General features: G+C 38.8%; 24 protein-coding genes. 9 read left to right on the top strand and 15 right to left on the bottom strand.

Annotated features, from left to right (window positions below):
- Positions 1-395: 395 nt before the first annotated feature.
- From HMPREF3029_RS06235 to HMPREF3029_RS06225, 3 genes are read right to left on the bottom strand one after another with little or no spacing between them, the layout of a single operon-like run.
- Entirely contained in the window at positions 396-767 is a 372-nt protein-coding gene (locus HMPREF3029_RS06235; RefSeq protein WP_070710194.1) for a DUF423 domain-containing protein, read from the bottom strand.
- Between the two features lie 12 nt (positions 768-779).
- On the bottom strand, positions 780-1013 hold the full coding sequence (locus HMPREF3029_RS06230) for a hypothetical protein (RefSeq protein ID WP_070710193.1): 234 nt from the start codon (positions 1011-1013) through the stop codon (positions 780-782).
- Positions 994-1665, bottom strand: a complete 672-nt coding sequence (locus tag HMPREF3029_RS06225) for a uracil-DNA glycosylase (protein WP_070710192.1) — start codon at positions 1663-1665, stop codon at positions 994-996. Before HMPREF3029_RS06225 ends, HMPREF3029_RS06230 begins: the two co-directional genes overlap by 20 nt.
- Positions 1666-1778: 113 nt before the next feature.
- On the opposite strand from HMPREF3029_RS06225, the gene thiD reads away from it, so the two are divergent.
- The 5 genes from thiD (at position 1779) to HMPREF3029_RS06200 (ending at position 5439) form a co-directional block, all read left to right on the top strand.
- Complete coding sequence (gene thiD, locus HMPREF3029_RS06220) at positions 1779-2609, top strand: bifunctional hydroxymethylpyrimidine kinase/phosphomethylpyrimidine kinase (protein WP_070710191.1); 831 nt, start codon at positions 1779-1781, stop codon at positions 2607-2609.
- A gap of 47 nt (positions 2610-2656) precedes the next feature.
- Positions 2657-3019 (top strand): DUF1806 family protein, encoded by a 363-nt coding sequence (locus tag HMPREF3029_RS06215; protein WP_070710190.1) that lies wholly within the window; start codon positions 2657-2659, stop codon positions 3017-3019.
- Positions 3020-3037: 18 nt separating this feature from the next.
- Positions 3038-3724 carry a bacillithiol biosynthesis deacetylase BshB2 gene (bshB2, locus tag HMPREF3029_RS06210; protein WP_070622692.1) on the top strand — a complete coding sequence of 229 codons (687 nt, stop codon included), beginning with the start codon at positions 3038-3040 and terminating at the stop codon, positions 3722-3724.
- Between the two features lie 6 nt (positions 3725-3730).
- Entirely contained in the window at positions 3731-4609 is an 879-nt protein-coding gene (gene folE2, locus HMPREF3029_RS06205; protein WP_070622691.1) for a GTP cyclohydrolase FolE2, read from the top strand.
- 638 nt (positions 4610-5247) lie between these two features.
- Entirely contained in the window at positions 5248-5439 is a 192-nt protein-coding gene (locus tag HMPREF3029_RS06200; protein WP_070710189.1) for a hypothetical protein, read from the top strand.
- Positions 5440-5489: 50 nt separating this feature from the next.
- Here the strand turns inward: HMPREF3029_RS06200 and tadA are convergent, their stop codons facing one another.
- The 4 genes from tadA to HMPREF3029_RS06180 are packed head-to-tail and all read right to left on the bottom strand — an operon-like array spanning position 5490 to position 8813.
- Positions 5490-5963: a tRNA adenosine(34) deaminase TadA gene (gene tadA / locus HMPREF3029_RS06195; protein ID WP_070457888.1), complete on the bottom strand. Its 474-nt coding sequence runs from the start codon at positions 5961-5963 to the stop codon at positions 5490-5492.
- Positions 5963-6640: an HAD family hydrolase gene (locus HMPREF3029_RS06190; RefSeq protein WP_246827411.1), complete on the bottom strand. Its 678-nt coding sequence runs from the start codon at positions 6638-6640 to the stop codon at positions 5963-5965. Before HMPREF3029_RS06190 ends, tadA begins: the two co-directional genes overlap by 1 nt.
- 17 nt (positions 6641-6657) lie before the next feature.
- A complete protein-coding gene (locus HMPREF3029_RS06185) occupies positions 6658-7611 on the bottom strand; it encodes an NAD-dependent epimerase/dehydratase family protein (RefSeq protein ID WP_070622689.1) in 954 nt (317 codons plus the stop codon).
- Between the two features lie 14 nt (positions 7612-7625).
- Positions 7626-8813 carry a glycine C-acetyltransferase gene (locus tag HMPREF3029_RS06180; RefSeq protein ID WP_070710188.1) on the bottom strand — a complete coding sequence of 396 codons (1188 nt, stop codon included), beginning with the start codon at positions 8811-8813 and terminating at the stop codon, positions 7626-7628.
- Positions 8814-8979: 166 nt separating this feature from the next.
- On the opposite strand from HMPREF3029_RS06180, the gene HMPREF3029_RS06175 reads away from it, so the two are divergent.
- Together HMPREF3029_RS06175 and HMPREF3029_RS06170 are read left to right on the top strand one after the other, a co-directional pair.
- A complete protein-coding gene (locus tag HMPREF3029_RS06175; protein WP_070710187.1) occupies positions 8980-10170 on the top strand; it encodes a M20 metallopeptidase family protein in 1191 nt (396 codons plus the stop codon).
- A gap of 12 nt (positions 10171-10182) precedes the next feature.
- Positions 10183-11361 (top strand): M20 metallopeptidase family protein, encoded by a 1179-nt coding sequence (locus tag HMPREF3029_RS06170; RefSeq protein ID WP_070710186.1) that lies wholly within the window; start codon positions 10183-10185, stop codon positions 11359-11361.
- 482 nt (positions 11362-11843) lie between these two features.
- On the opposite strand, the gene HMPREF3029_RS06165 is transcribed toward HMPREF3029_RS06170, so the two are convergent.
- The gene (locus HMPREF3029_RS06165) at positions 11844-12746 is read right to left on the bottom strand and encodes a nuclease-related domain-containing protein (RefSeq protein WP_070710185.1); all 903 of its coding nucleotides are present in this window, start codon (positions 12744-12746) and stop codon (positions 11844-11846) included.
- A gap of 304 nt (positions 12747-13050) precedes the next feature.
- Positions 13051-14313, bottom strand: a complete 1263-nt coding sequence (locus tag HMPREF3029_RS06160) for an ABC transporter permease (protein ID WP_083314999.1) — start codon at positions 14311-14313, stop codon at positions 13051-13053.
- Between the two features lie 159 nt (positions 14314-14472).
- Here HMPREF3029_RS06160 and HMPREF3029_RS06155 point away from each other — a divergent pair, with 159 nt between their 5' ends.
- Together HMPREF3029_RS06155 and HMPREF3029_RS06150 are read left to right on the top strand one after the other, a co-directional pair.
- The gene (locus HMPREF3029_RS06155) at positions 14473-15111 is read left to right on the top strand and encodes a TetR/AcrR family transcriptional regulator (protein ID WP_070623339.1); all 639 of its coding nucleotides are present in this window, start codon (positions 14473-14475) and stop codon (positions 15109-15111) included.
- A 277-nt stretch (positions 15112-15388) separates the two neighbouring features.
- Complete coding sequence (locus tag HMPREF3029_RS06150; RefSeq protein ID WP_083314998.1) at positions 15389-15721, top strand: TM2 domain-containing protein; 333 nt, start codon at positions 15389-15391, stop codon at positions 15719-15721.
- Positions 15722-15805: 84 nt separating this feature from the next.
- Here HMPREF3029_RS06150 and HMPREF3029_RS06145 read toward each other — a convergent pair whose 3' ends face one another.
- From HMPREF3029_RS06145 to rpsL, 6 genes are all read right to left on the bottom strand, one after another.
- On the bottom strand, positions 15806-16216 hold the full coding sequence (locus HMPREF3029_RS06145) for a GNAT family N-acetyltransferase (protein WP_070710184.1): 411 nt from the start codon (positions 16214-16216) through the stop codon (positions 15806-15808).
- A gap of 55 nt (positions 16217-16271) precedes the next feature.
- Positions 16272-16721, bottom strand: coding sequence for a hypothetical protein (locus HMPREF3029_RS06140; RefSeq protein WP_070710183.1), 450 nt, complete (start codon positions 16719-16721; stop codon positions 16272-16274).
- 69 nt (positions 16722-16790) lie between these two features.
- Positions 16791-17978: an elongation factor Tu gene (gene tuf, locus HMPREF3029_RS06135; protein ID WP_068131185.1), complete on the bottom strand. Its 1188-nt coding sequence runs from the start codon at positions 17976-17978 to the stop codon at positions 16791-16793.
- Between the two features lie 123 nt (positions 17979-18101).
- Positions 18102-20183, bottom strand: coding sequence for an elongation factor G (fusA, locus tag HMPREF3029_RS06130; protein WP_068131188.1), 2082 nt, complete (start codon positions 20181-20183; stop codon positions 18102-18104).
- 60 nt (positions 20184-20243) lie between these two features.
- Positions 20244-20714 carry a 30S ribosomal protein S7 gene (gene rpsG, locus HMPREF3029_RS06125; protein WP_040928644.1) on the bottom strand — a complete coding sequence of 157 codons (471 nt, stop codon included), beginning with the start codon at positions 20712-20714 and terminating at the stop codon, positions 20244-20246.
- Positions 20715-20760: 46 nt separating this feature from the next.
- Positions 20761-21174: a 30S ribosomal protein S12 gene (gene rpsL, locus HMPREF3029_RS06120; protein ID WP_040928645.1), complete on the bottom strand. Its 414-nt coding sequence runs from the start codon at positions 21172-21174 to the stop codon at positions 20761-20763.
- Positions 21175-21606: the final 432 nt, after the last annotated feature.

Raw genomic sequence — 21606 nt, 5'->3', positions numbered from 1 at the left:
TATTTTACACAATATTTAAGACTTGACCTAATTAAATCGATATATCTAACAAATTCGGCATTTTTTGTTAATAAGATCGGGCCGGGGTGGTTTTTCATCTTTAAATGGTAAAAACACAACCTCTACCAAATATAATTAACAAAAATATCGCGATTTTGTTCATTATCCGAAATTTTTTAACATATTTCGGCTGCTTTCCCCGGTTTTTGTTAATTATAATATTTTATCTAACAAAAACTGATGAAAAACCCGAGATTCTGTTAATTATCCGAATATATCTATCAGATTTAGCAAATTTTTGTTAAATAAAAGATGAAAAGCCCGATACCCGGCGAACCAAGCAACCAGCTTTTCATCACCCGCAAAAAAGCACCTCACAAAAGAGGTGCTTATCATTACATCTTCACTTTTAAAATTTGGACGATTACCATGACCCATGACGCGATAAACATCACGCCGCCGATTGGTGTAATCACGCCAAGGATACCAATGCCTGTCGTCGATAAAATAAATAGCGATCCAGTAAATAATAGAATTCCGATGAACATTACGATTCCTGCTGCATTAAACATCGTCGTTCCTGTCACACCATTTAATACACCGAGTAAAATCAACCCGAGCGCATGATACATTTGATATCTACACGCTGTCTCCCACACTTCTAAATAATGTTCGGATAACTTTCCTTCTAAACCGTGTGCGCCAAACGCACCTGCAGCGACACTGATGAGTGCATTCACTGCACCGAGTATAATTAACATTCTCATTTTCTAATCTCCTTAAAAATCAAAAATCGACGTTTTCGATTCGCCCGCAATATACGTGTTATCGAGCGTACATTTTTTTAACGGACGCGCTTCTTTTTTCACGTCTTTAGTAGGCTCATCGTCAACGGGTGGTTTATCTTTTAATAATTGTACCAACTTTTCAACTGTATATAAATGCTTTTCGTCGTTTGACGTTTCATATAAATCAAGTTCGTTTTTAATTGAGTTAATGACCTTTTTTCTCAAATTGTTCACTCCAATCTATTGGCGATTTTCCTTGTTCGATTAAGTACGCGTTCGCCCTACTATACGGATTCGTCCCGAAAAATCCACCTCTATTTGCAGCGAGCGGACTCGGGTGCACACCGGTAATAACTTTATGTTTTGACGTGTCGATTAACTTTATTTTCTTCTTTGCGGGATTCCCCCATAAAATAAACACGAGTCCGTCACGTTCGTTACTTAGCGTTTCGATAATTGAGTCAGTAAAACACTCCCAGCCGATGCCGCGGTGTGAGTTCGCTTTATGCGCATCCACTGTTAATACTGTGTTTAACAGTAACACTCCTTCACGCGCCCAATCTGAAAGGTCACCGTTAGTACGTTTTACACCGAGATCATTTTCAAGTTCTTTATACATATTTCGTAAACTCGGCGGCACCGTCACGCCAGGTCGCACACTAAACGCAAGTCCATACGCTTGGTTCTCACCGTGGTACGGATCTTGACCAAGTATGACGACTTTCACATCTTGAAACGGTGTTAACTGAAACGCACGATATATTTCATCTCGCTTTGGATAAACAACACCGTCACTATATTTATTTTCGAGCACTGTTTCAAGCTCGGTAAAATCACATTTTTGTTTAATTATTTTAAAACACTCTGACCAATTCATAGCAGGCCTCCTACATTCACAGTATACCATTTAAGTTAAGCATCAATGTAGATAAAGAGCACTTTATATAGTAAAATATAATCATTATTGTCTAGGATAGGAGAATGAGTAATATGACGCAGAAAAAAGTACTTACAATTGCGGGAACAGACGTCTCAGGAGGCGCTGGTTACGCAGCAGATATAAAGACATTTGAAGATCATGATTTATACGGTTTTTGTGCACTCACTACAATCGTGTCAATGGACCCAAATACGTGGTCTCACCGCGTACACCATGTTCCATTAGAAGTGTTAGATGAACAACTCGAAACAGCACTTTCTCTAAGCCCAAATACTGTTAAAACAGGAATGCTCCCAAATGAGGATGTCATTTCACGCGCAAGCGAAGCAATCAAAAAAAGTGACGCGGAGTTTTTCATCTTCGACCCAGTGATGGTATGTAAAGGTGACGACACAGTATTAAACCCAGGCGTTGTTGACAGCATGCAAAAAGAATTACTACCGATTTCAACAATCGTAACGCCGAACTTAGTTGAAGCGGGTAACTTAGCTGGTATGAAAACACCTAAAACAGTTGAAGAAGTAAAAGAAGCGGCTAAAAAGATTTACGAATACGGCCCTAAATACGTCGTCATTAAAGGTGGTACAGACCTTCAAGTCGATGAAGCACTAGACATCTTCTACGACGGTGAAAGCTTCTACGGATTATATGCAGATAAATTAGAAAAAGCATATAACCACGGTGCAGGATGTACATTCGCTGCAGCAGTCGCATCGAACTTTACGAATGGTTTAGAACCACTTGAAGCGGTTAAAGCAGCAAAAGCATTTGTCGCATCGGCAATTAAGCACGGTTCACAAATGAACGAACACGTTGGAGTTGTGAGACACAACGCATACAATAAAGTTGGTACAGTAGACGTACAAGTGAAACCACTATAACGGTAAGAGAGATTTTTATCTCTCTTATTATATTATGGAGGATTATAATGGGATTAAAACGAATTGATGAAGCTGAAGTACAGCGCCTACTCGATGCACATAAAAACGAACCTGTTTACTTATACGTTGAAGTAACGAGTGGCGTGTATGCAAGCCATAACGATGATACTAAATTTAATACAGGCACGTTTGTCCGAAACGTCCAAATCAAGTACACTGAGGGGACGCTTAAAGGTGGCGGTAATTTTGAATACCGCGTTGGCCTTAAACTCGACAATGACGGATGGGTATACGTGACTGGTCTGTCTCATTACACTGTTGAGGACGGGGTCTTTATCCTACATGGTATTGACCACGACGGAAAACTTGCTGCTGCATTAGAATTTAGTCGAGAGAAACTGAAAAAATAAGATTGAACGAGGGATATTATGTCACTTGAAAAAGAAAATCATGTACTAATTATTTACCCTCACCCAGACGACGAAGCGTTTGGTGTTGCAGGAACGATAATGACGTACCGAGATATGGGCGTGCCGGTGACGTATGCGTGCTTAACGTATGGTGATATGGGGCGCAACATCGGTAACCCACCAGTGACGCGTGAAACACTGTCTAAATTACGTAAACAAGAACAACTAGAAGCGGCACGACTCATGGATTTAGACGTGAGATTTTTAGATTATAGAGATAAGACACTCGAGTTTGAAAATCAAGAATTACTTGAAAATGATATACGAAAAGTAATTGAAGACACAGAGCCAACGCGTTTAATTACATTTTACCCGGGATACAGCGTACACCCGGATCACGAAGCGACTGCTGAAGCAGTATTGAACGTCGTCGCTGAAATGGAAGAAAGTAAGCGCCCAACGCTAACGCTCGTCGCATTTGATAAGCGTACGTTTGCTGATTTAGGCGAACCAACACTTCAAACGGATATTAAAAAGTATGCTGAACGTAAAAAAGAAGTACTCGCTGCACATAAATCTCAAACAGAAAAGCTGTTAATTGAGCTATGTAAAGATACTCAATTTAGTAAAGAGGCACGCGAGCGTTGGTTTGAGAAAGAAAACTTCTATTATTACGATATTAATGATTGGAAAAATAAGGAGTAGCTAAGCATGACGAATATAGATCTTTCAAATCGCGAAGCGCGATATAAACACTTTGGTTCAGTCGATCCGATCAAAGGAACGAAGCCAAAAACGAAAGAAGAAATGGCCGACTTACAGAATACGAAAAAAGACTTCCTCTTTGACGTACAATCAGTCGGTATCAATAACCTGACGTACCCTGTTCGTGTTGGAGATTACCAATCTGTTGGGAAATTCGAACTCGCAACGAGCTTACGACGAGACGAAAAAGGAATCAACATGAGCCGAATTTTAGAGTCGTTACAAACTCAAAATGACGGCGGAATTCTACTTGAATTTGATACGCTAGAAAAAGTACTCGCAGTACTAAAAGAACGTATGAACCAAGAATCATCTGAACTCACTGTCGAGTCCACATGGTTCTTTAACAAACCGTCACCTGGCACTGAACTTGATGCGGTAGCACACGCGGACGTACGTTATCATATGGAATATACGGATGACGCTGTGACAAAAACACAGTTCGGTATGACAGCAAGCGTCACGACGCTATGCCCATGTTCAAAAGAAATCAGTGAGTACAGCGCGCACAACCAGCGCGGGTTTATAACTGTGCTTCTAGATATCGATAAAAACGAAGAAGTACCTGCTGATTACAAAGAAATCGTCTACCGAGCGTTAGAAATTAACGCATCGAGTCAGCTGTACCCGATTTTAAAAAGAACAGATGAAAAAATGGTCACAGAACGCGCGTATGAAAATCCACGTTTCGTTGAAGACCTCATTCGCCTCGTCGCATACGATATTCATGATCTACCATGGGTTAAGGCATTTGAAATCGAGTGCCGCAACGAAGAAAGCATCCACCAACACGATGCATTCAGCCGTATGAGATTTGAGAAATAATAATTGTGAGCTAGACCTAGGCGGGTCTAGCTTTTTTTGTTTGGAGTTGTTCGTGGTGTGTGTGATGGGATTTATTTAACAAAAATTTTTCGAATCTGTTAGATATATCGATTTAATTAACAGATTCGCGGGTTTTTCATCATTTTTGTTAGATAAAAAATTATATTTAACAAAAATCCCGCCAGGTGACCAGAATTTGTTAAATATATCCGGATAATTAACAAAATCACGATATTTTTGTTAGATAAATTTTGGAAAGGTTGTGCTTTTACTCTTAAAAGATGAAAAGATACTCTGAGCCTGATCTTATTTACAAAAATTAGTTGAATCTGTTAGATATATTGATTTAATTAACAGATTCGCGAGTTTTTCATCAGTTTTTGCTAGATAAAAAATTATATTTAACAAAAATTACGCTCGGCGACCAGAATTTGTTAAGTATTTCCGGATAATTAACAAATTCACGATATTTTTGTTAGATAAATCCAGATGAAATAGTATTATTATACTTTATATCCATCTCTCTCCTATTCAAAAGAACAAAAACCTGGTCTCTACTTTGTCTGACTAGCCATTCGCCTTTTTTCTCTCACTTCGTTATAGTTAAGACATATAAACCGTTAAGGAGACGCTATTTTATGAACAAAACTCGAATTTTCTACGCACTGCGCGTCATGTTGATCGCGTTTTTAGTGTTTAATACGATTAATAACCTTGTCGAATCTACGTCTGGTAGTATTTCGAGTATTTTAATGTACTCGATTATGTGTGCAGTACTCGTCGTTGCTGTTTCTTTATTACTTCTCGGAAAACCAGACGAATTCAAATAAAAAACGCCTTTAAGTGTGGGCTTGAAATATCATCATTTCAAGCCCGCGTTTCACTTAAGGCGTTTTCGTTTTTTATTCGCTCTCAACTCTTTAAAAAAGTCCGTGAGCATCTGTCCACATTCATCTGCTAAAACACCAGCAACTACTTCTGCTTGGTGATTGAACCGCTTCTCATTCAGTAAATGCATTAAACTGTCGACTGTGCCGCCTTTTTTGTCAGACGCTCCGTAAACGACAGTTGGGATACGGCTCATTATAATCACCCCGCTGCACATAACGCACGGCTCGAGTGTCACATAAAGTGTACACTCTTCGAGCCTGAATGTGCCGAGCGCTTCACATGCGGATTCTATCGCAAGAAGTTCCGCGTGGGCTGTCGGTTGCTGTGATGTTTCACGTAAGTTATGTGCGCGAGCGATGATTTCGTCATCTTTTACGATGACTGCTCCGATTGGTACTTCACCAATCTCCGCTGCTTTTTTAGCTTCTATAATTGCTTGTTGCATATATTTTTCGTGACTCATTAGACGATAAACTTCCCACCGTTAAATAATTCATGAACACCGTCAACAATATGGTGAGCGTCACTTAAAAACTCTCGAGTCGACGTGCCACTTAACACACCGATTGTCGTGACACCATCATCTTTTCCAAGTTGCGTATCCGTATAATTATCTCCGACAACTGCGATTTCATCATACGTATAACCCGCTTCAATGATCGTATCCAAAACTTCAACGTCTGGCTTAGAATAGATTGAATCATCTCCAGCAATCACAAAATCGACGAGTTCGTTTAAATTAAATTTCTTTAAAAATGCTTCTGTACTTAGTCTCGAGTCAGACGTCACAATCGCATTTTTATAGCCGAGTCGCTGTCCTTCTCTTAACGCTTCAACAGCACCAGGAAGTAGCTCCATGTTATTTAAGTATTTATGAACGTGTTTTAAATAATACTCTTCTGCCCAATCGCCACCACCATATGCGCGTCTATCATATGCATTTTGAATGTCTCGCCCTGTTCCAGAAGCAAGCATCGAGTTCGGCTGAATTTTTTCATCAACAAACCCGACCTCACGTCTAAACGCCTCGTCATATCCAAGGTCAAAATGTGCTTCAAACGCGTCTAAACTCGCCTTCGCGAACGGCGTCCATATTTTTTCGTAATTTAATAATGTGCCGTCTTTGTCATAAGCGATCACTTTTACCAAAAAATCACCTACTGCTCTGTCACTTTTACTTTGATGTTTTTAAGCATCACTTCTGTCATTTTATCTAAATCATATTTCGGATTAAAATCCCACTGCTCTTTTGCTTCACTACAATCGAGTGAGTTTGGCCATGACTCTGCAATCCCTTGGCGCACAGGGTCAACATCATAATTCAGTTTAAAATCTGGAATGTGTTTACGAATCGACTCTGCAACCATTTCAGGTTCAATACTCATCGCTGAAACGTTAAACGCGTTACGCGTTTTTAATTTTTCTGGATCTGCATGTAATAAGTCGATAATCGCATCGATTGCATCATCCATAAACATCATATCCATGTAAGTCCCTTTGTCGATAAAGGACGTGTACTCGCCCTTACGAATCGCATCGAAATAAATTTCGACCGCGTAGTCTGTCGTTCCGCCACCCGGCTCTTGCATAAAGCTAATTAAACCAGGGAAACGTACAGAACGTGTATCGACGCCGAACTTCGTGTAGTAATAATCTAAAAGAAGTTCTCCTGCCACTTTGTTCACACCGTACATCGTCGTCGGACGCATCAGTGTGTGCTGTGGTGTATTATCTTTAGGCGTGCTCGGACCAAAACTTCCGATCGAGCTTGGTGTAAAGTACTGCGTACCATAAATACGAGCCGCTTCAATCGTGTTAAATAAGCCGCCCATATTAATATGCCAAGCGAGCTCTGGATTTTCTTCAGCAGTCGCACTGAGTAACGCCGCTAAATGGAGAATCGAATCCGGCTGGAACGCTTCAACGACCTCCATAACGCGTTCTTTATCTGTCACATCTAAAATCTCAAACGGTTTGCCGACCATCGGTCCACGTTCTGGCATACGAATATCCGTTGGTAACACATTTTCTTCGCCGTACATTTCTCTTAAACGTACGACGAGTTCGGTCCCAATTTGTCCTAAAGCTCCAGTCACTAAAAATTTTTCCACGATGAAAATCCTCCTTAAATGATGCCGAGTTCTTTACCGACTTCTGTGTAAATTTCGATTGCTTGATCGAGCATTTCTTTAGTGTGTGCTGCTGTTGGCATGTTTCTCACACGCCCTGTACCTCTTGGTACTGTTGGGAATACAATCGATTTCGCGTATACGCCTTTTTCTTGTAGGCGACGTGAAAACTCTTGTGCTTTCTTTTCTTCACCAATAATAACTGGAGTAATCGGTGTTTCAGAGTTTCCGATGTCAAATCCAGCATCTTTTAAGCCTTGTTTTAAGTAGTTTCCATTTTCCCAAAGTTTGTCATGAAGTTCAGTTGATGCCATTAATTTTTCAACAGCTTTTGTAATTGCTGCAGTATCTGCTGGTGTTAGCGCTGTTGAGAATAAGAACGGGCGTGCTGCAACTTTTAAGTAGTCGACTAAATCTTTAGAACCCGCAACGTATCCTCCTACGACACCAATCGCTTTAGATAAAGTACCCATTTGTAAGTCGACTTCTTTTTCTAAGCCGAAGTGTTTTACTGTTCCGGCACCTTTACCCATAACACCTGACCCGTGCGCATCGTCGACGTACGTAATAAGATCGAATTCCTTTGCGACTTTAATCATTTCAGGTAAGTTTACGACGTCTCCGTCCATTGAAAATACACCGTCTGTAATATACATTACTTTATTGTATTCGCCTGATTCTGTCGCTTCTTTTGCTTTTTTACGTAAATCTTCTGAATCGTTATGATTTACACGAATAATTTTCGCACCAGATAAACGACATCCATCGATAATACTCGCGTGGTTTAATTCGTCAGAAAGAATAGCGTCTCCTTTTTTCATAATTGCAGGAATTGCACCTTGGTTTGCGTTAAAACCTGACGTTAACGCAATAACCGCTTCTGTACCTTTAAACTTCGCAAGTTTTTCTTCTAAATCTCTATGAAGATCCATCGTACCGTTAATCGTACGTACAGCTCCTGCACCGACACCGTGTGAGTCGATCGCTTCTTTTGCAACTGCTTTCATTTCTTCATCTGTTGCAAGACCGAGATAGTTATTTGACGATAAGTTAATTAATTCTTTTCCATCGATATTGATAATTGGACCGTTCGCACCTTCTACAACGTCGATTTCGTTGTATAGACCGTTATCCTTTAATTCAGTTAAATTCTGATTTAAATACTTTTGTAAAGTCTTTGACATAATTTAAACGTCCTCCTTAAAGTTCTTAACTTATATTTTAACAGAATACAAAGTTACTTAAAATCAAATGATATTTATAATGTATTTTAAATTTTCGGACTATTTTAACCCACTCTCCAATTGATTCTGTTAAACTATTAATATTAAAGATAGGAGTGATGTTACGATGACGATTGAAAAACTCGTTTCTAACTATGAAAGTGACATGGTCGAGACTAGACGCTATCTCCACCAACATCCCGAACTTTCATTTCAAGAAGAAAAAACATATCAATTTATATTAGATCGTTTAAAGTCGTATGATGGCATTGAAATTAAAGAGCGTGTCGGTGAAAACGACGACAACGACGGTAAAGGTATCTTTGCAAGTTTTGGTAGCGGGCATCCGCACATTGCGTTTCGTGCCGATTTTGACGCGTTACCAATACAAGATAAAAAAGACGTGCCGTACAAATCTACAGTGGACGGTGTGATGCACGCATGCGGACATGACGCGCATACGACGACGCTACTCACACTCGTCGATGCTGTTTCAAAATATAAAGACAAATTAAATGGTAAAGTGAGTTTCATCTTCCAATACGGTGAAGAAGAACCACCAGGTGGCGCTGAAGCGATGATTAAAGATCGTATTTTAGATGACGTCGATTTTGTCTACGGCCAACATTATTGGAGTCAGTTCGATACGCATGAAATTCACTCTACGAGTGGTGCATTAATTGCGAGCCCTGATAAATTTAGAATTACGATTCAAGGGCGCGGTGGGCACGCAGCGTATCCACAAAGAAACATCGATGCGATTTTAATTGCGAGCGAGTTAATTGTGAATTTACAGTCGGTCGTATCCCGTCAAATTTCACCGATTGACCGTGCAGTTGTGACGTTTGGTCATATTAAAGCTGGGGACACATTCAACGTCATGCCAGACCGCGTCGTATTAGAAGGAACAGTACGCACGTTTGACCACGACGTCAGAGAAGAAATCGTGCAAATCTTTGAACGTGAGATTGAAGCTGCAACTAAAAAACGCGGTGCGGAAGCTGATTTCTTTTACCATAGAGGATTTCCACCAGTGATCAACCACGAAAGAGAAGTTGGTATCGTAGAGGAAGCAGCAAAATCACTCGGTTTAAATTACACAGACACAAAACCTTTAATGATCGGTGAAGACTTCTCGTTTTACATTCAGGATACTCCGGGTGCGTTCTTCTTAACAGGTTCAGGTAATGAAAGTAAAAATTCAACGTACGCGCACCATCATGAAATGTTTGACTTAGATGAAGATGCGATGATGTCCGCTTTAAAAATGTTTATGAAAATTATTGAACTAGAAAATATCATTACGTGGGACGAGTAAGGAGGAGATTCTATGAACATTCGTGAAGCGATACTCGAACATTTTGAAGACGCTGTGAAAAGACGTAGACATTTACATATGTACCCAGAGCCTTCATTTCAAGAGTTTAAAACAAAACAATATATTTATGATGAATTAAAAAATTTACCTTTAGAAATTGAAAGAGACGTCGGTGGAAATGGTGTCGTCGCGCGTTTAATCGTCGATGAATCATACGATACACTCGCATTTCGTGCAGACTTCGACGCGCTTTTAATCCAAGAAGAAAACGACGTGCCGTATAAATCTAAAAACGACGGTGTGATGCACGCTTGTGGGCACGACGCGCATACAGCTGCACTGATTACATTTGCGCATATTTTATCAGAACATAAAGATGAACTACCGGTAAACGTGGTCTTTATCTTCCAACACGCTGAGGAACTCGTTCCAGGTGGTGCGAAATCAATGATCGAAGACGGCTGTTTAGATGGTGTCGATTACTTCTTCGGCACGCACGTTGCGTCTTTAAAGCCTGTCCATGAATTTGGCTGGAACTACGAATCAATGTACGCAAATGCCGATACATTCACGATTACAGCGACAGGTAAAGGTGGACACGGTGCTGCACCTCATACGACGCACGATCCAGTCGTTGCGTCTGCGTATTTAATCGAGCAGTTACAGTCTATTGTGTCGAGAAATGTCGATCCGTTAGAATCTGCAGTCCTTTCAGTCACTGCATTTAACGCTGGAAAAGCATTTAACGTAATTCCACAATACGTCGAGATAAAAGGAACTGTCCGCACATATGAAAGTGACGTCCGCGAACTCGTACTATCACGCATTGAAGAAATCGCTAAAGGCGTAGGACTCGCACAAAACGTCGACTTCGACGTTGAAATTCACCGCGGTTACCCTGCGCTTAAAAACGACGTCAAAATGACGGATTACGTGCGCGGTCTAGCTGAAAAAGACGTCGACTTCGTCGAGAGCGTCGTGAAACTTCCTCCATCGATGGGCGGAGAAGACGCAGCGTACTATTTACAAAAAGTACCAGGTTGCTATTTCTCAACAGGTGTAGGAAACGTCGAGAAAGGAATTACACATCCGCACCACCATCCAAAATTCGATATTGACGAAGACGGCATGAAATCCGTACTAGAACTCTTCTTAAAAATCGTCATGAACTTTGGTGATTTTGAGAAGTAAATATTAGATAGTCCCCTCTTTGGTTAGAGGGGACTTTTTTGTGTGAATATAGATGAGTTTCCCAGTAGTTGAGCGTCTCAGTAGGCTTTTGTTCTTGTGGTAGGTTAAAGAGGTCGTTAATTAACAGAAAAAACGCTAATCTGTTAAATATATCAGCTTAATTAACAAAAAGTCTGTCTCACACCCGAAATTTGTTAAATATATCCGGATAACTAACAGAATCATGATATTTTTGTTAATTATAATTTCACGAAAGTGTATTTTTATCATTATAAAGGATAAAAGACTTTCTGAGCAGCCCTTATTTACAAAAATTCTGCTAATCTGTTAAATATCTCAGGTTAATTAACAAAAACTCAGGATTTCACTTTGTTTTTGTTAGATAAATAATTATATTTAACAAAAAGTCTGCCCCAGCGCCAAAATTTGTTAAATATATCCGGATAACTAACAGAATCAAGGTTTTTTTATTAATTATAATTTTAAGAAAGTGTATTATCTCCCTTTAACGTATAATGTCGTCCTTTCTTGTCTCCATGACTGTGACAGATCACATTTAATAGTCGTCGCAGCTTGCTCGGTGTATACGCGTGCCCAATCCATTCACTTAAACGACTCAATGTAATTGCATCATTTGGAAATAACGTCTTCATCTCGGTAATACTTCTTCTAATTGCGTTCTCGATTTTTTCATCAGCACCACACGATTGGCATTTCAAACTATTATACGTCTCGACCTCAAGCCATCCCGAACAACTTTGACACGTTAGACCTTTTCTCGCCTGACTAAAATCTAATTTCAATTCAAGATTATATCGAGACTCCTTCAGTCGAGCAGACTCTAATTTCTTCAACGTATAGCTATGATTCTTATCGTATGCCTCTTCATTTAGTGATTCTAAAAATCGATTCAGTTGACTCGCCATCACAACCGGCTTATCACGCGTTAACTGATAAAGTGAACATTGATCATTTACAAACACCACGTAGTATCGTACATCTAAATTTAAATTCAGCCGTTTCAAATGATTTTTTAACATAATCTCTGCACGCTCAGTTTGAGACAGCGGATTCTTTATTTTACGCAAAGGATTTAAACGATAAAAACCGTCCTCTCGTAATTCAAAATCACCATAATAATTTTTAATTTCAATGATAATGCATGTATTATTCAACACGATTAAAAAATCAATCTGGCATTCACTTCCGCCACTTTCAAAACGATAATCACTAATCACCGCGATATTATCATTTAGCTTATTATCCATTAAACTTTTAAAATAATACTCACCAACCTTGCCTTTTCTTTCTAACTCAAGCTCAAGTTGTTGCTCTCGGTCCAAATCATATCTTCTTTCCAAAAACTCTAATTCACTTATTGTCATTTTTATCCCTCCTAAACACATATGCTAGGAAAGTGCGATTTATCTTTTAAAACTTTCAGTGAACACGCGATTTCCTAGAAAATAAACGCTTCAGAGGGTTTTTATTCTTTTAAATTACAAAAATTCTGCTGATTTGTTAAATATATCCGGATATCTAACAAAACTAGGATATTTTTGTTAGATAAAATCCCACGAAAGAGTTTTTTTATCCTTTAGAAGATAAAACACTCCAAGACACCTACCAATGCATCCGTATATAGAAAAATCTAACCCACGTCTTACGAGGGTTAGATTCCATTCATCTCTATGCTTTTTTATATTTCGTATAAATCGATATTACTAAAAGTCCGAGTCCTATAATCGCGAAACTCGCAAACATCCATACTGTACCACCGCTTCCAAGCGATCCACCTGTATATAGTATTTCTTTTAATGTTGTTGCATATTTTACAAATGGGTTCCATGGTACAACGTAATTTTGATAGAACGTTGGTAACATTTGTTTTGGTAGCATAACTGCTTGCATCGTAAAGAATACGAATAACATGAAGATTGGAATTGTCGCGAATCCAATCCACGCAAGGAAACCAACAATTAATGATGAAAAACCTAGTATTACGATAGAAATATATATCGCTGTTAATAGAGAATCATTAAAGTTGAATCCCATCACCCAGTCCATGTAGTATACATACGTAAATCCAGCGACTAGACTCGTTATTACAATCATCGTTGGTAATAATACTGCGAGTTTACTTCGATTTTCACCTTCTAGATTATCTTCGTTATTTCTAATTATAAAATAAGATAACACCGAGATAATCAGCGACGTGAGCCATATAGGAATGAACATTACTCCGTGTCCATTTCCGTTAGCTTGATGGTCTTTCACTTCGTTCATTATCTTTTGTTCTACTTTAACTCGATGTGTTAACTGTTCAACTTCTGCTGCTGATACATTTACATCATTCTCTGATAATATCGATAAACTTTGATTACTAATTTGATTATTCATTGTATCCGTAATTTTATTTAGAATTTGAGTCGCTATTTGTGATAATTGTGCATCAGCACCTTGGTTAATAACAATCTCTACGTTCGCTTCTTCAGGTTTAATTTCTTCCATCTCAGACGGATCTGGTTGATTTTTCATCATCTTTGCAATTTCTGCTTCACTTAATTTTCCAGATTCAATTAACTGTTTCATTTCTGCTTGTTTATGATTGATTAAAATACTTTGAGCAGAACTCATCGCTTTTTTAGTAAAATCTTTCTCGATGACTAATGCACCGATAAAATCTTTGTTTTCTAGGCCCTCTTTTAGTTCTTCATCGTTCTTTATTTCGTGCCACTCTATTTCATCGCCATCATTCGACTTCACCTTCTTCACGAATTCTTCACCGATGTTTACCACTTCACCTTGCTGCTCGATTCCTTCATCTTGTGTAAAAATTGCGAGAGGAATATTTTTCGGCTGTGGATTGTATGCCGGATAAAAAGCTGTCGCTAAAATCACTAATAAAAGCACAGCAACGACTGGTATCATGCCTAACTTAATCTTTTTCACTGTATATAACCTCCTGAAATTTGTTATAATAATTATATGAATGAACACTGTGTTGTATATTAATTATATGAAGGATAGATTAATGACACAATAACCATTCTTTTAAAAATGTCGTATAGTGAACAGTATTTAAAAAATGTTCAGTGAGGAGTTTTTTTAATGGAAAATAAAGAAAGAGATTTAAGAGTTGAACGTACAAAAGAATCTATTAAAAATTCTTTTTTAGAACTCATGAAGGAAAAAGAATTTGAGAAAATTACAGTTAAAGATATTACGACGCGTGCTAGGATAAACCGCGGCACTTTCTATATCCACTATCTAGATAAATATGATTTAATGAAACAAATGCAAGAAAAAGTTATCGAAGAAATGACACAAGCTGAGAGAAATAACATTCTAGATATTGCGAATAAAAAAGATACTATGACCCATCCTATAAATGGTGTGAGCGCTGTTTTTAAATATGTTGAAACAAACGAAAAAATTTTTTCAGCAATGCTCGGACAACAAGGTGATTTATCATTTCAATCTACAATAAAAGATTTTATGTGGAAAAAGTTTTTTAACGAACATAGTGATCTATTATTTGATGAAAATGAGTCACTCGTACCAAAAAACATTTTAATAGCTTACATTTCATCAGCACACTTAGGTGTAATTCAGCAGTGGTTAAATAGTGGTATGAAGAAAAGCCCAGAAAAGATGGCTAAAATCCTTTTCAAAATCTCAATAGAAGGACCATTCGCAGCAGCAGGTCTAAAAAAAGAGTTATTTGAAGAGCTTTTGAAAGATGAATAGTGGTTTCTATTTACACAAAACTCGCTAATTTGTTAGATATATCAAGATAATTAACAAAAACTCAGAGTTCGGCTGCGTTTTTGTTAGATAAAAAAATATATTTAACAAAACTCCGACCAGACACCTGAAATTTGTTAAATATATCCGGATATCTAACAGAATCATGATTTTTTTGTTAATTAAAATCAAGGAGAGTAGTATTATTACTCTTTCAATGATAAAAAGCACCACCTCCACATCCCACGCTAAATGGTATAATTGATAAAGGAGTGATTTTATGAGAAATCTGACGGTCGACCAAAAATTGTACATTGAGCAATATATTTCTAATGAGAAAAAGAGTCTCATCGTTGCCTATATACTATGGTTCTTTCTAGGTGCGGTAGGCGCGCATCGTTTCTACGTCGGCAAAACAATCACGGGCATTTTAATGATTGTCGTGCTGATTATTTCATGCATCTTAACATTAGTCACGTTTGGCCTCGCGACTGCAGTGACGATGCTTCCAATCACAATTTGGTGGGTCATTGACGCAGTGCTCGTTATTTTTATGATAAAAAACTACAACAGACGCTTAAGAAGAGAAGCGCTGAGAAGTATCGCGCGCTAGCAAGATTCCAAGCAAACAGAATACCAAAACACAAAAAAGTCCTATGACCACACCTGACCATAGGACTTTATTTATTTAACAAACCTAATTTAATTTCGCAAAGGCGACTAACTCACCTTTGTCGCAAGATTCAAAACCATTCTTTTCATAGAAGTGTCTTACATCAGGTGCTTCATCAGTTAATAAAACTTTCTGCCTGACATTATCATATTTAGTTAAAATGTGTTGCAACATTTCTGTCGCAATTCCTTGGTTTTGATACTCTTTTAACACAAGTATATCTTGAATATAAATAATCGTTAAACCATCACCGACAACACGAATCAGCCCTACGAGTTTGTCGCCTTCGCACGCTGTTAAAACATATAACGACTGCTCAATCGCCTGCTGTAAAAGCTCTAAGTCATCTGTATAAGCATACCACTCTACATCATTATAAAGGCTTTCTAATCGTTCTTTATCAATATATTTTTCATTACTATAATTTATTGTCATCATTTTCTCCTCTCGACTATCTACCACAAGCTACTTGAGCTAAAAAGAGTCAACGTTACTTCTCTTTAAATCCTTGTTCTGTTAAAAACTTTTTAACGTCAGAAAACGTACCGTCCTTCTCTGTGTTTCCGATGATACTTTTCCCGTTTTTAACATTTTCAACTCCTGTAATGTTGACCTCGACGTTATCACCAGCGTCTTTTACTTTTGTCTTCGTTTTAACGCCTTCGAACTGATTCAGCTCTGAGTAGAACTCCTCCAGTTGTTCGTAATCTTTCTTTGTGAAATTTAAGTCCGTTGATTCAACGAAATTAGACGCTTGCTCTTTCGGTACGAGACTCACGATTTCAAACTCTACTGAGCGCAGCGTTTCATCGCTATGGTTAACTGTGATCGTCATCGTGTAGTTGTCGTCTACTTTATTTTCAAATACTGACGAGTTTGTATTACATGCTGATAAAAAAACTGTTACAAGTAAAACGAGTACGTACTTAATGTATTTCATCTGTGACCTCCGATATAAAAAAACACTCGAGGAAAGTCCCCGAGTGTTTATATTGTGACATAAAATTAATTATGCGTCGATTCCAGTTACAACACCTGATCCTACAGTACGTCCACCTTCACGGATTGAGAAACGTGTACCGTCTTCAATCGCGATTGGTGAAATTAACTCAACGTCCATTTCAACGTTGTCACCAGGCATAACCATTTCAGTACCTTCTGGTAAGTTTACGATACCAGTTACGTCAGTTGTACGGAAGTAGAACTGAGGGCGGTAGTTTGTGAAGAATGGAGTATGACGTCCACCTTCTTCTTTAGATAAAACGTAAACTTCTGCTTTGAATTTGCTGTGTGGAGTGATTGTTCCAGGAGCAGCAAGAACTTGTCCACGTTGGATGTCGTCACGTGATACACCACGTAATAACGCACCAATGTTGTCTCCAGCTTCAGCGTAGTCTAATAACTTACGGAACATTTCTACTCCAGTTACAGTTGTTTTAGAAGATTTTTCTGTAAGACCGATGATCTCAACTTCTTCACCAACTTTAACTTGTCCACGCTCAACGCGTCCTGTAGCTACTGTACCACGACCAGTGATTGAGAATACGTCCTCAACTGGCATCATGAATGGCTTGTCAGAGTCACGCTCTGGAGTTGGAATGTACTCATCAACAGCTTCCATAAGCTCGATGATTTTCTCTTCGTACTCTTCTTCACCTTCAAGAGCTTTAAGAGCAGAACCAGCGATTACAGGAATGTCGTCGCCTGGGAAGTCGTATTCAGAAAGTAATTCACGAACTTCCATTTCTACTAATTCTAATAATTCTTCGTCGTCAACCATGTCAACTTTGTTTAAGAATACTACTAATGCTGGAACACCAACGTTACGTGAAAGTAAGATGTGCTCACGAGTTTGTGGCATTGGGCCATCTGCAGCAGATACTACTAAGATAGCTCCGTCCATTTGTGCAGCACCAGTGATCATGTTTTTAACGTAGTCTGCGTGTCCTGGGCAGTCAACGTGTGCATAGTGACGGTTAGGTGTTTCGTACTCGATGTGTGACGTGTTGATTGTGATTCCACGTTCTTTTTCTTCTGGAGCGTTGTCTACTTGGTCGTATGACTGAGCGTCTCCACCGTATTTTTTAGATAAAACAGTCGCAATTGCTGCTGTTAATGTAGTTTTACCGTGGTCAACGTGCCCAATAGTACCAATGTTAGCATGCGTTTTCGAACGGTCAAATTTTTCTTTAGCCATTTGAAATATCTCTCCTTGTAATTTAGAAATTTTATAATTTCATTCGCCCACTTAATTAAAAGTGGACGAATTAATACCTATACTGTTTATACCTTTTTCCCGAGAAAAAATCAAGTATAGAGATTACTCTCCAGTGTTTTTCTTAATGATTTCTTCTGAGATTGAAGCTGGAACTTCTTCGTAGTGATCAAATACCATTGAGTAAGTTCCGCGTCCTTGTGTGTTAGAACGTAATGAAGTTGCGTAACCGAACATTTCTGATAGTGGTACGAATGCGTTAACGACTTGTGCGTTACCGCGTGCTTCCATACCTTCTACACGTCCACGACGGCTTGTTACGTCTCCCATAATATCTCCTAGATATTCTTCAGGCATAACAATTTCAACTTTCATAACTGGTTCTAAAAGAACTGGTTTACATTTTTTAGCTGCTTCTTTTAATGCAAGTGATGCAGCGATTTTGAACGCCATCTCAGATGAGTCGACGTCGTGGTAAGAACCATCATATAATTTAGCTTTAACGTCTACTAATGGGTATCCTGCAAGAACACCGTTTTCTAGAGCGTTTTTAAGTCCTTCTTCAACTGATGGAATATATTCACGTGGAACTACCCCACCAACGATTGCGTCTTCGAATTCAAATCCTGCACCTTGTTCGTTTGGTGTGAATTCAATGTGTACGTCACCGTACTGACCGCGTCCACCAGACTGACGGCTGAATTTACCTTGAACTTGTGCTGATTGAGTGAATGTTTCACGATAAGATACCATTGGAGCACCTACGTTACATTCAACGTTGAATTCAGACTTCATGCGGTGTACAAGAACGTCTAAGTGTAACTCACCCATACCACCGATGATAACTTGTCCAGTTTCATTGTCAGTGTATGCTGTGAATGTTGGGTCTTCTTCTTGTAATTTAACAAGAGCTGTAGACATTTTGTCTTGGTCCGCTTTTGATTTAGGCTCAACTGATAAGTGAATAACTGGCTCTGGGAATTCCATTGATTCTAAGATCACGCCGAGTTTTTCTTCAGTTAACGTGTCACCTGTACCAGTGTCTTTAAGACCTACTGCTGCAGCGATATCTCCTGAGTAAACAGTTGAAATCTCTTCACGAGAGTTTGCGTGCATTTGTAGGATACGACCGATACGTTCACGTTTACCTTTTGTTGTATTTGATACGTATGAACCTGAGTCTAATGAACCAGAGTACACACGGAAGAATGTTAATTTACCAACGAATGGGTCTGTCATAACCTTAAACGCTAACGCTGTGAAAGGCTCGTCGTCTCCTGGTTTCGCGATATATTCTTCTTCTGGATCGTTAGCCATATGACCAACGATTGGTTTTACTTCAAGTGGTGATGGTAAGTAATCGATGATTCCATCGAGTAATAACTGAACACCTTTGTTCTTGAATGCTGTACCACAGAATACTGGGAAGAACTCTACGTCACAAGTCGCTTTACGAATTGCAGCTTTAAGAGTCTCTTCTGAAAGCTCTTCTCCACCAAGGTATGCTTCCATAACGTCTTCGTTTACGTCTGCAAGACCTTCGATTAATGCTTCACGCATTTCTTGAGCTTTATCTTCGAATTCTGCTGGAATTTCAACTTCCTCTACGTCTTGACCTAAGTCATCGTGGTAAAGGTAAGTTTTCATTTTTACTAAGTCAATGATACCTCTGAACTCGTCTTCTGCACCGATTGGGTATTGTACCGCGTGTGCATTGGCTTGTAGACGGTCTCTGATTGTACCGATTGCATAGTCGAAGTCCGCACCGATCTTATCCATTTTGTTAACGAATACTAAACGTGGAACTTCATAGTTTGTTGCTTGTCTCCAAACTGTTTCAGTTTGTGGCTCAACACCTGATTGAGCGTCTAATACTGTTACAGCTGAGTCAAGTACACGTAAAGAACGTTCAACTTCAACTGTGAAGTCTACGTGCCCTGGTGTATCGATGATGTTTACACGGTGACCTTTCCACTGTGCAGTTGTTGCTGCAGATGTGATTGTAATACCACGGTCTTGTTCTTGCTCCATCCAGTCCATCTGTGATGCACCTTCGTGAGTTTCTCCAAGTTTGTGGATACGGCCTGTGTAATAAAGGATACGTTCTGTTGTAGTCGTTTTACCAGCATCGATGTGTGCCATGATACCGATGTTACGAGTGTTTTTTAGAGAAAATTCTCTTGCCATAGAACTTGTTGCTCCTTCCAAGTTTTTAAAAATAAATTTATACTACCGAGATCCACAATTCTACCAGCGGTAGTGTGCGAATGCTCTGTTAGCTTCTGCCATTTTGTGCATTTCTTCACGACGCTTAACCGCACCACCAGTGTTGTTAGCTGCGTCAAGAATTTCGTTTGCTAAACGTTCTACCATTGTTTTTTCTCCGCGTAGGCGTGAGTAGTTCACTAACCAACGAAGACCTAGAGTTGAACGTCTTTCTGGGCGTACCTCAACTGGTACTTGGTAGTTAGAACCCCCAACACGACGTGCTTTAACTTCTAGTAATGGCATGATGTTTTCTAATGCTTCTTCGAATACTTCGTTTGCGTCTCTACCTGAACGCTCTTCTACGATTTCGAACGCACTGTAAAGAATTTTTTGTGACGTACCGCGTTTTCCATCGATCATTAACTTGTTAATTAACTTCGTAATTAACTTTGAGTTATGAATTGGATCCGGTAATACGTCTCTCTTAGGTACTGGACCTTTACGTGGCATACTAAGTAGCCTCCTTCCATGAATTGATTCTATATATTACGCTAAATTATGAGTTTGCTTTTTTAGCACCGTATTTAGAACGTCCTTGTTTACGTCCTTCAACACCTGAAGTATCAAGTGCTCCACGAACTACTGTGTAACGTACCCCAGATAAGTCTTTGATGTGACCACCACGGATTAAAACAACTGAGTGTTCTTGTAAGTTGTGGCCAATTCCAGGGATGTACGCGTTAACTTCCATATTGTTAGAAAGTCTAACACGTGCATATTTACGTAAAGCTGAGTTCGGTTTACGTGGCGCCATCGTACCAACACGCGTACAAACTCCACGTTTTTGTGGTGAGTTGTTGTGCGTTACTGATTTCTTAAGGCTGTTAAACCCTCTGTTCAGTGCTGGTGCTTTAGATTTAGCTTTCTTCGATTGACGAGGTTTTCTTACTAATTGGTTAATAGTAGGCATCTTATTAAGTGTCCTCCCTTCTTCATTTTAATAATCCACACATCCAGGTGGTTCATTTTAAAACAATAAAAAATTTGTAAGAATTCTGCAACTCTTACAATTTCAAAAGTCATCCGTTACCATCTCTACGGTAACCTTAATTATTATATCATCAGCATAAATACGGTGTCAACATTTTTATAATAAGTAGTCCTTGCAATGTAAGAACTACTTATATTTGTATCACTCATAATCATCTTTAGAAATAAACTTAAATTTTTTCTTAAATTTTGAAACTCGATAGATATCTTTTTCGTTATAAAATCTATTTTTATCCATTCTGGATAGACTGCAAATTCTTTTTTAAATTCCTCAATTATATCTATAGAATAATTCTTAAAATCTTCATTATTTTTAAAAAAGGAAGATTTTATAATCAACCTAGCCACTTAA

It is taken from the genome of Nosocomiicoccus sp. HMSC059G07, assembly GCF_001815515.1.
In the GTDB taxonomy this organism is placed as follows: domain Bacteria; phylum Bacillota; class Bacilli; order Staphylococcales; family Salinicoccaceae; genus Nosocomiicoccus; species Nosocomiicoccus ampullae_A.
This window is presented reverse-complemented; position numbering and strand designations above follow the sequence as displayed.

Bases quoted from the DNA above. Each gene is read 5' to 3' on its own strand.
- HMPREF3029_RS06200 (WP_070710189.1), top strand. From the start codon at position 5,248: ATGAACAAAACTCGAATTTTCTACGCACTGCGCGTCATGTTGATCGCG.
- HMPREF3029_RS06180 (WP_070710188.1), bottom strand. From the start codon at position 8,813: ATGTCAAAGACTTTACAAAAGTATTTAAATCAGAATTTAACTGAATTA.
- rpsG (WP_040928644.1), bottom strand. From the start codon at position 20,714: ATGCCACGTAAAGGTCCAGTACCTAAGAGAGACGTATTACCGGATCCA.
- HMPREF3029_RS06175 (WP_070710187.1), top strand. From the start codon at position 8,980: ATGACGATTGAAAAACTCGTTTCTAACTATGAAAGTGACATGGTCGAG.
- fusA (WP_068131188.1), bottom strand. From the start codon at position 20,183: ATGGCAAGAGAATTTTCTCTAAAAAACACTCGTAACATCGGTATCATG.
- thiD (WP_070710191.1), top strand. From the start codon at position 1,779: ATGACGCAGAAAAAAGTACTTACAATTGCGGGAACAGACGTCTCAGGA.
- HMPREF3029_RS06140 (WP_070710183.1), bottom strand. From the start codon at position 16,721: ATGAAATACATTAAGTACGTACTCGTTTTACTTGTAACAGTTTTTTTA.
- HMPREF3029_RS06145 (WP_070710184.1), bottom strand. From the start codon at position 16,216: ATGACAATAAATTATAGTAATGAAAAATATATTGATAAAGAACGATTA.
- rpsL (WP_040928645.1), bottom strand. From the start codon at position 21,174: ATGCCTACTATTAACCAATTAGTAAGAAAACCTCGTCAATCGAAGAAA.
- HMPREF3029_RS06225 (WP_070710192.1), bottom strand. From the start codon at position 1,665: ATGAATTGGTCAGAGTGTTTTAAAATAATTAAACAAAAATGTGATTTT.
- HMPREF3029_RS06165 (WP_070710185.1), bottom strand. From the start codon at position 12,746: ATGACAATAAGTGAATTAGAGTTTTTGGAAAGAAGATATGATTTGGAC.
- HMPREF3029_RS06215 (WP_070710190.1), top strand. From the start codon at position 2,657: ATGGGATTAAAACGAATTGATGAAGCTGAAGTACAGCGCCTACTCGAT.
- tadA (WP_070457888.1), bottom strand. From the start codon at position 5,963: ATGAGTCACGAAAAATATATGCAACAAGCAATTATAGAAGCTAAAAAA.
- folE2 (WP_070622691.1), top strand. From the start codon at position 3,731: ATGACGAATATAGATCTTTCAAATCGCGAAGCGCGATATAAACACTTT.
- tuf (WP_068131185.1), bottom strand. From the start codon at position 17,978: ATGGCTAAAGAAAAATTTGACCGTTCGAAAACGCATGCTAACATTGGT.
- HMPREF3029_RS06155 (WP_070623339.1), top strand. From the start codon at position 14,473: ATGGAAAATAAAGAAAGAGATTTAAGAGTTGAACGTACAAAAGAATCT.
- HMPREF3029_RS06235 (WP_070710194.1), bottom strand. From the start codon at position 767: ATGAGAATGTTAATTATACTCGGTGCAGTGAATGCACTCATCAGTGTC.
- bshB2 (WP_070622692.1), top strand. From the start codon at position 3,038: ATGTCACTTGAAAAAGAAAATCATGTACTAATTATTTACCCTCACCCA.
- HMPREF3029_RS06170 (WP_070710186.1), top strand. From the start codon at position 10,183: ATGAACATTCGTGAAGCGATACTCGAACATTTTGAAGACGCTGTGAAA.
- HMPREF3029_RS06150 (WP_083314998.1), top strand. From the start codon at position 15,389: ATGAGAAATCTGACGGTCGACCAAAAATTGTACATTGAGCAATATATT.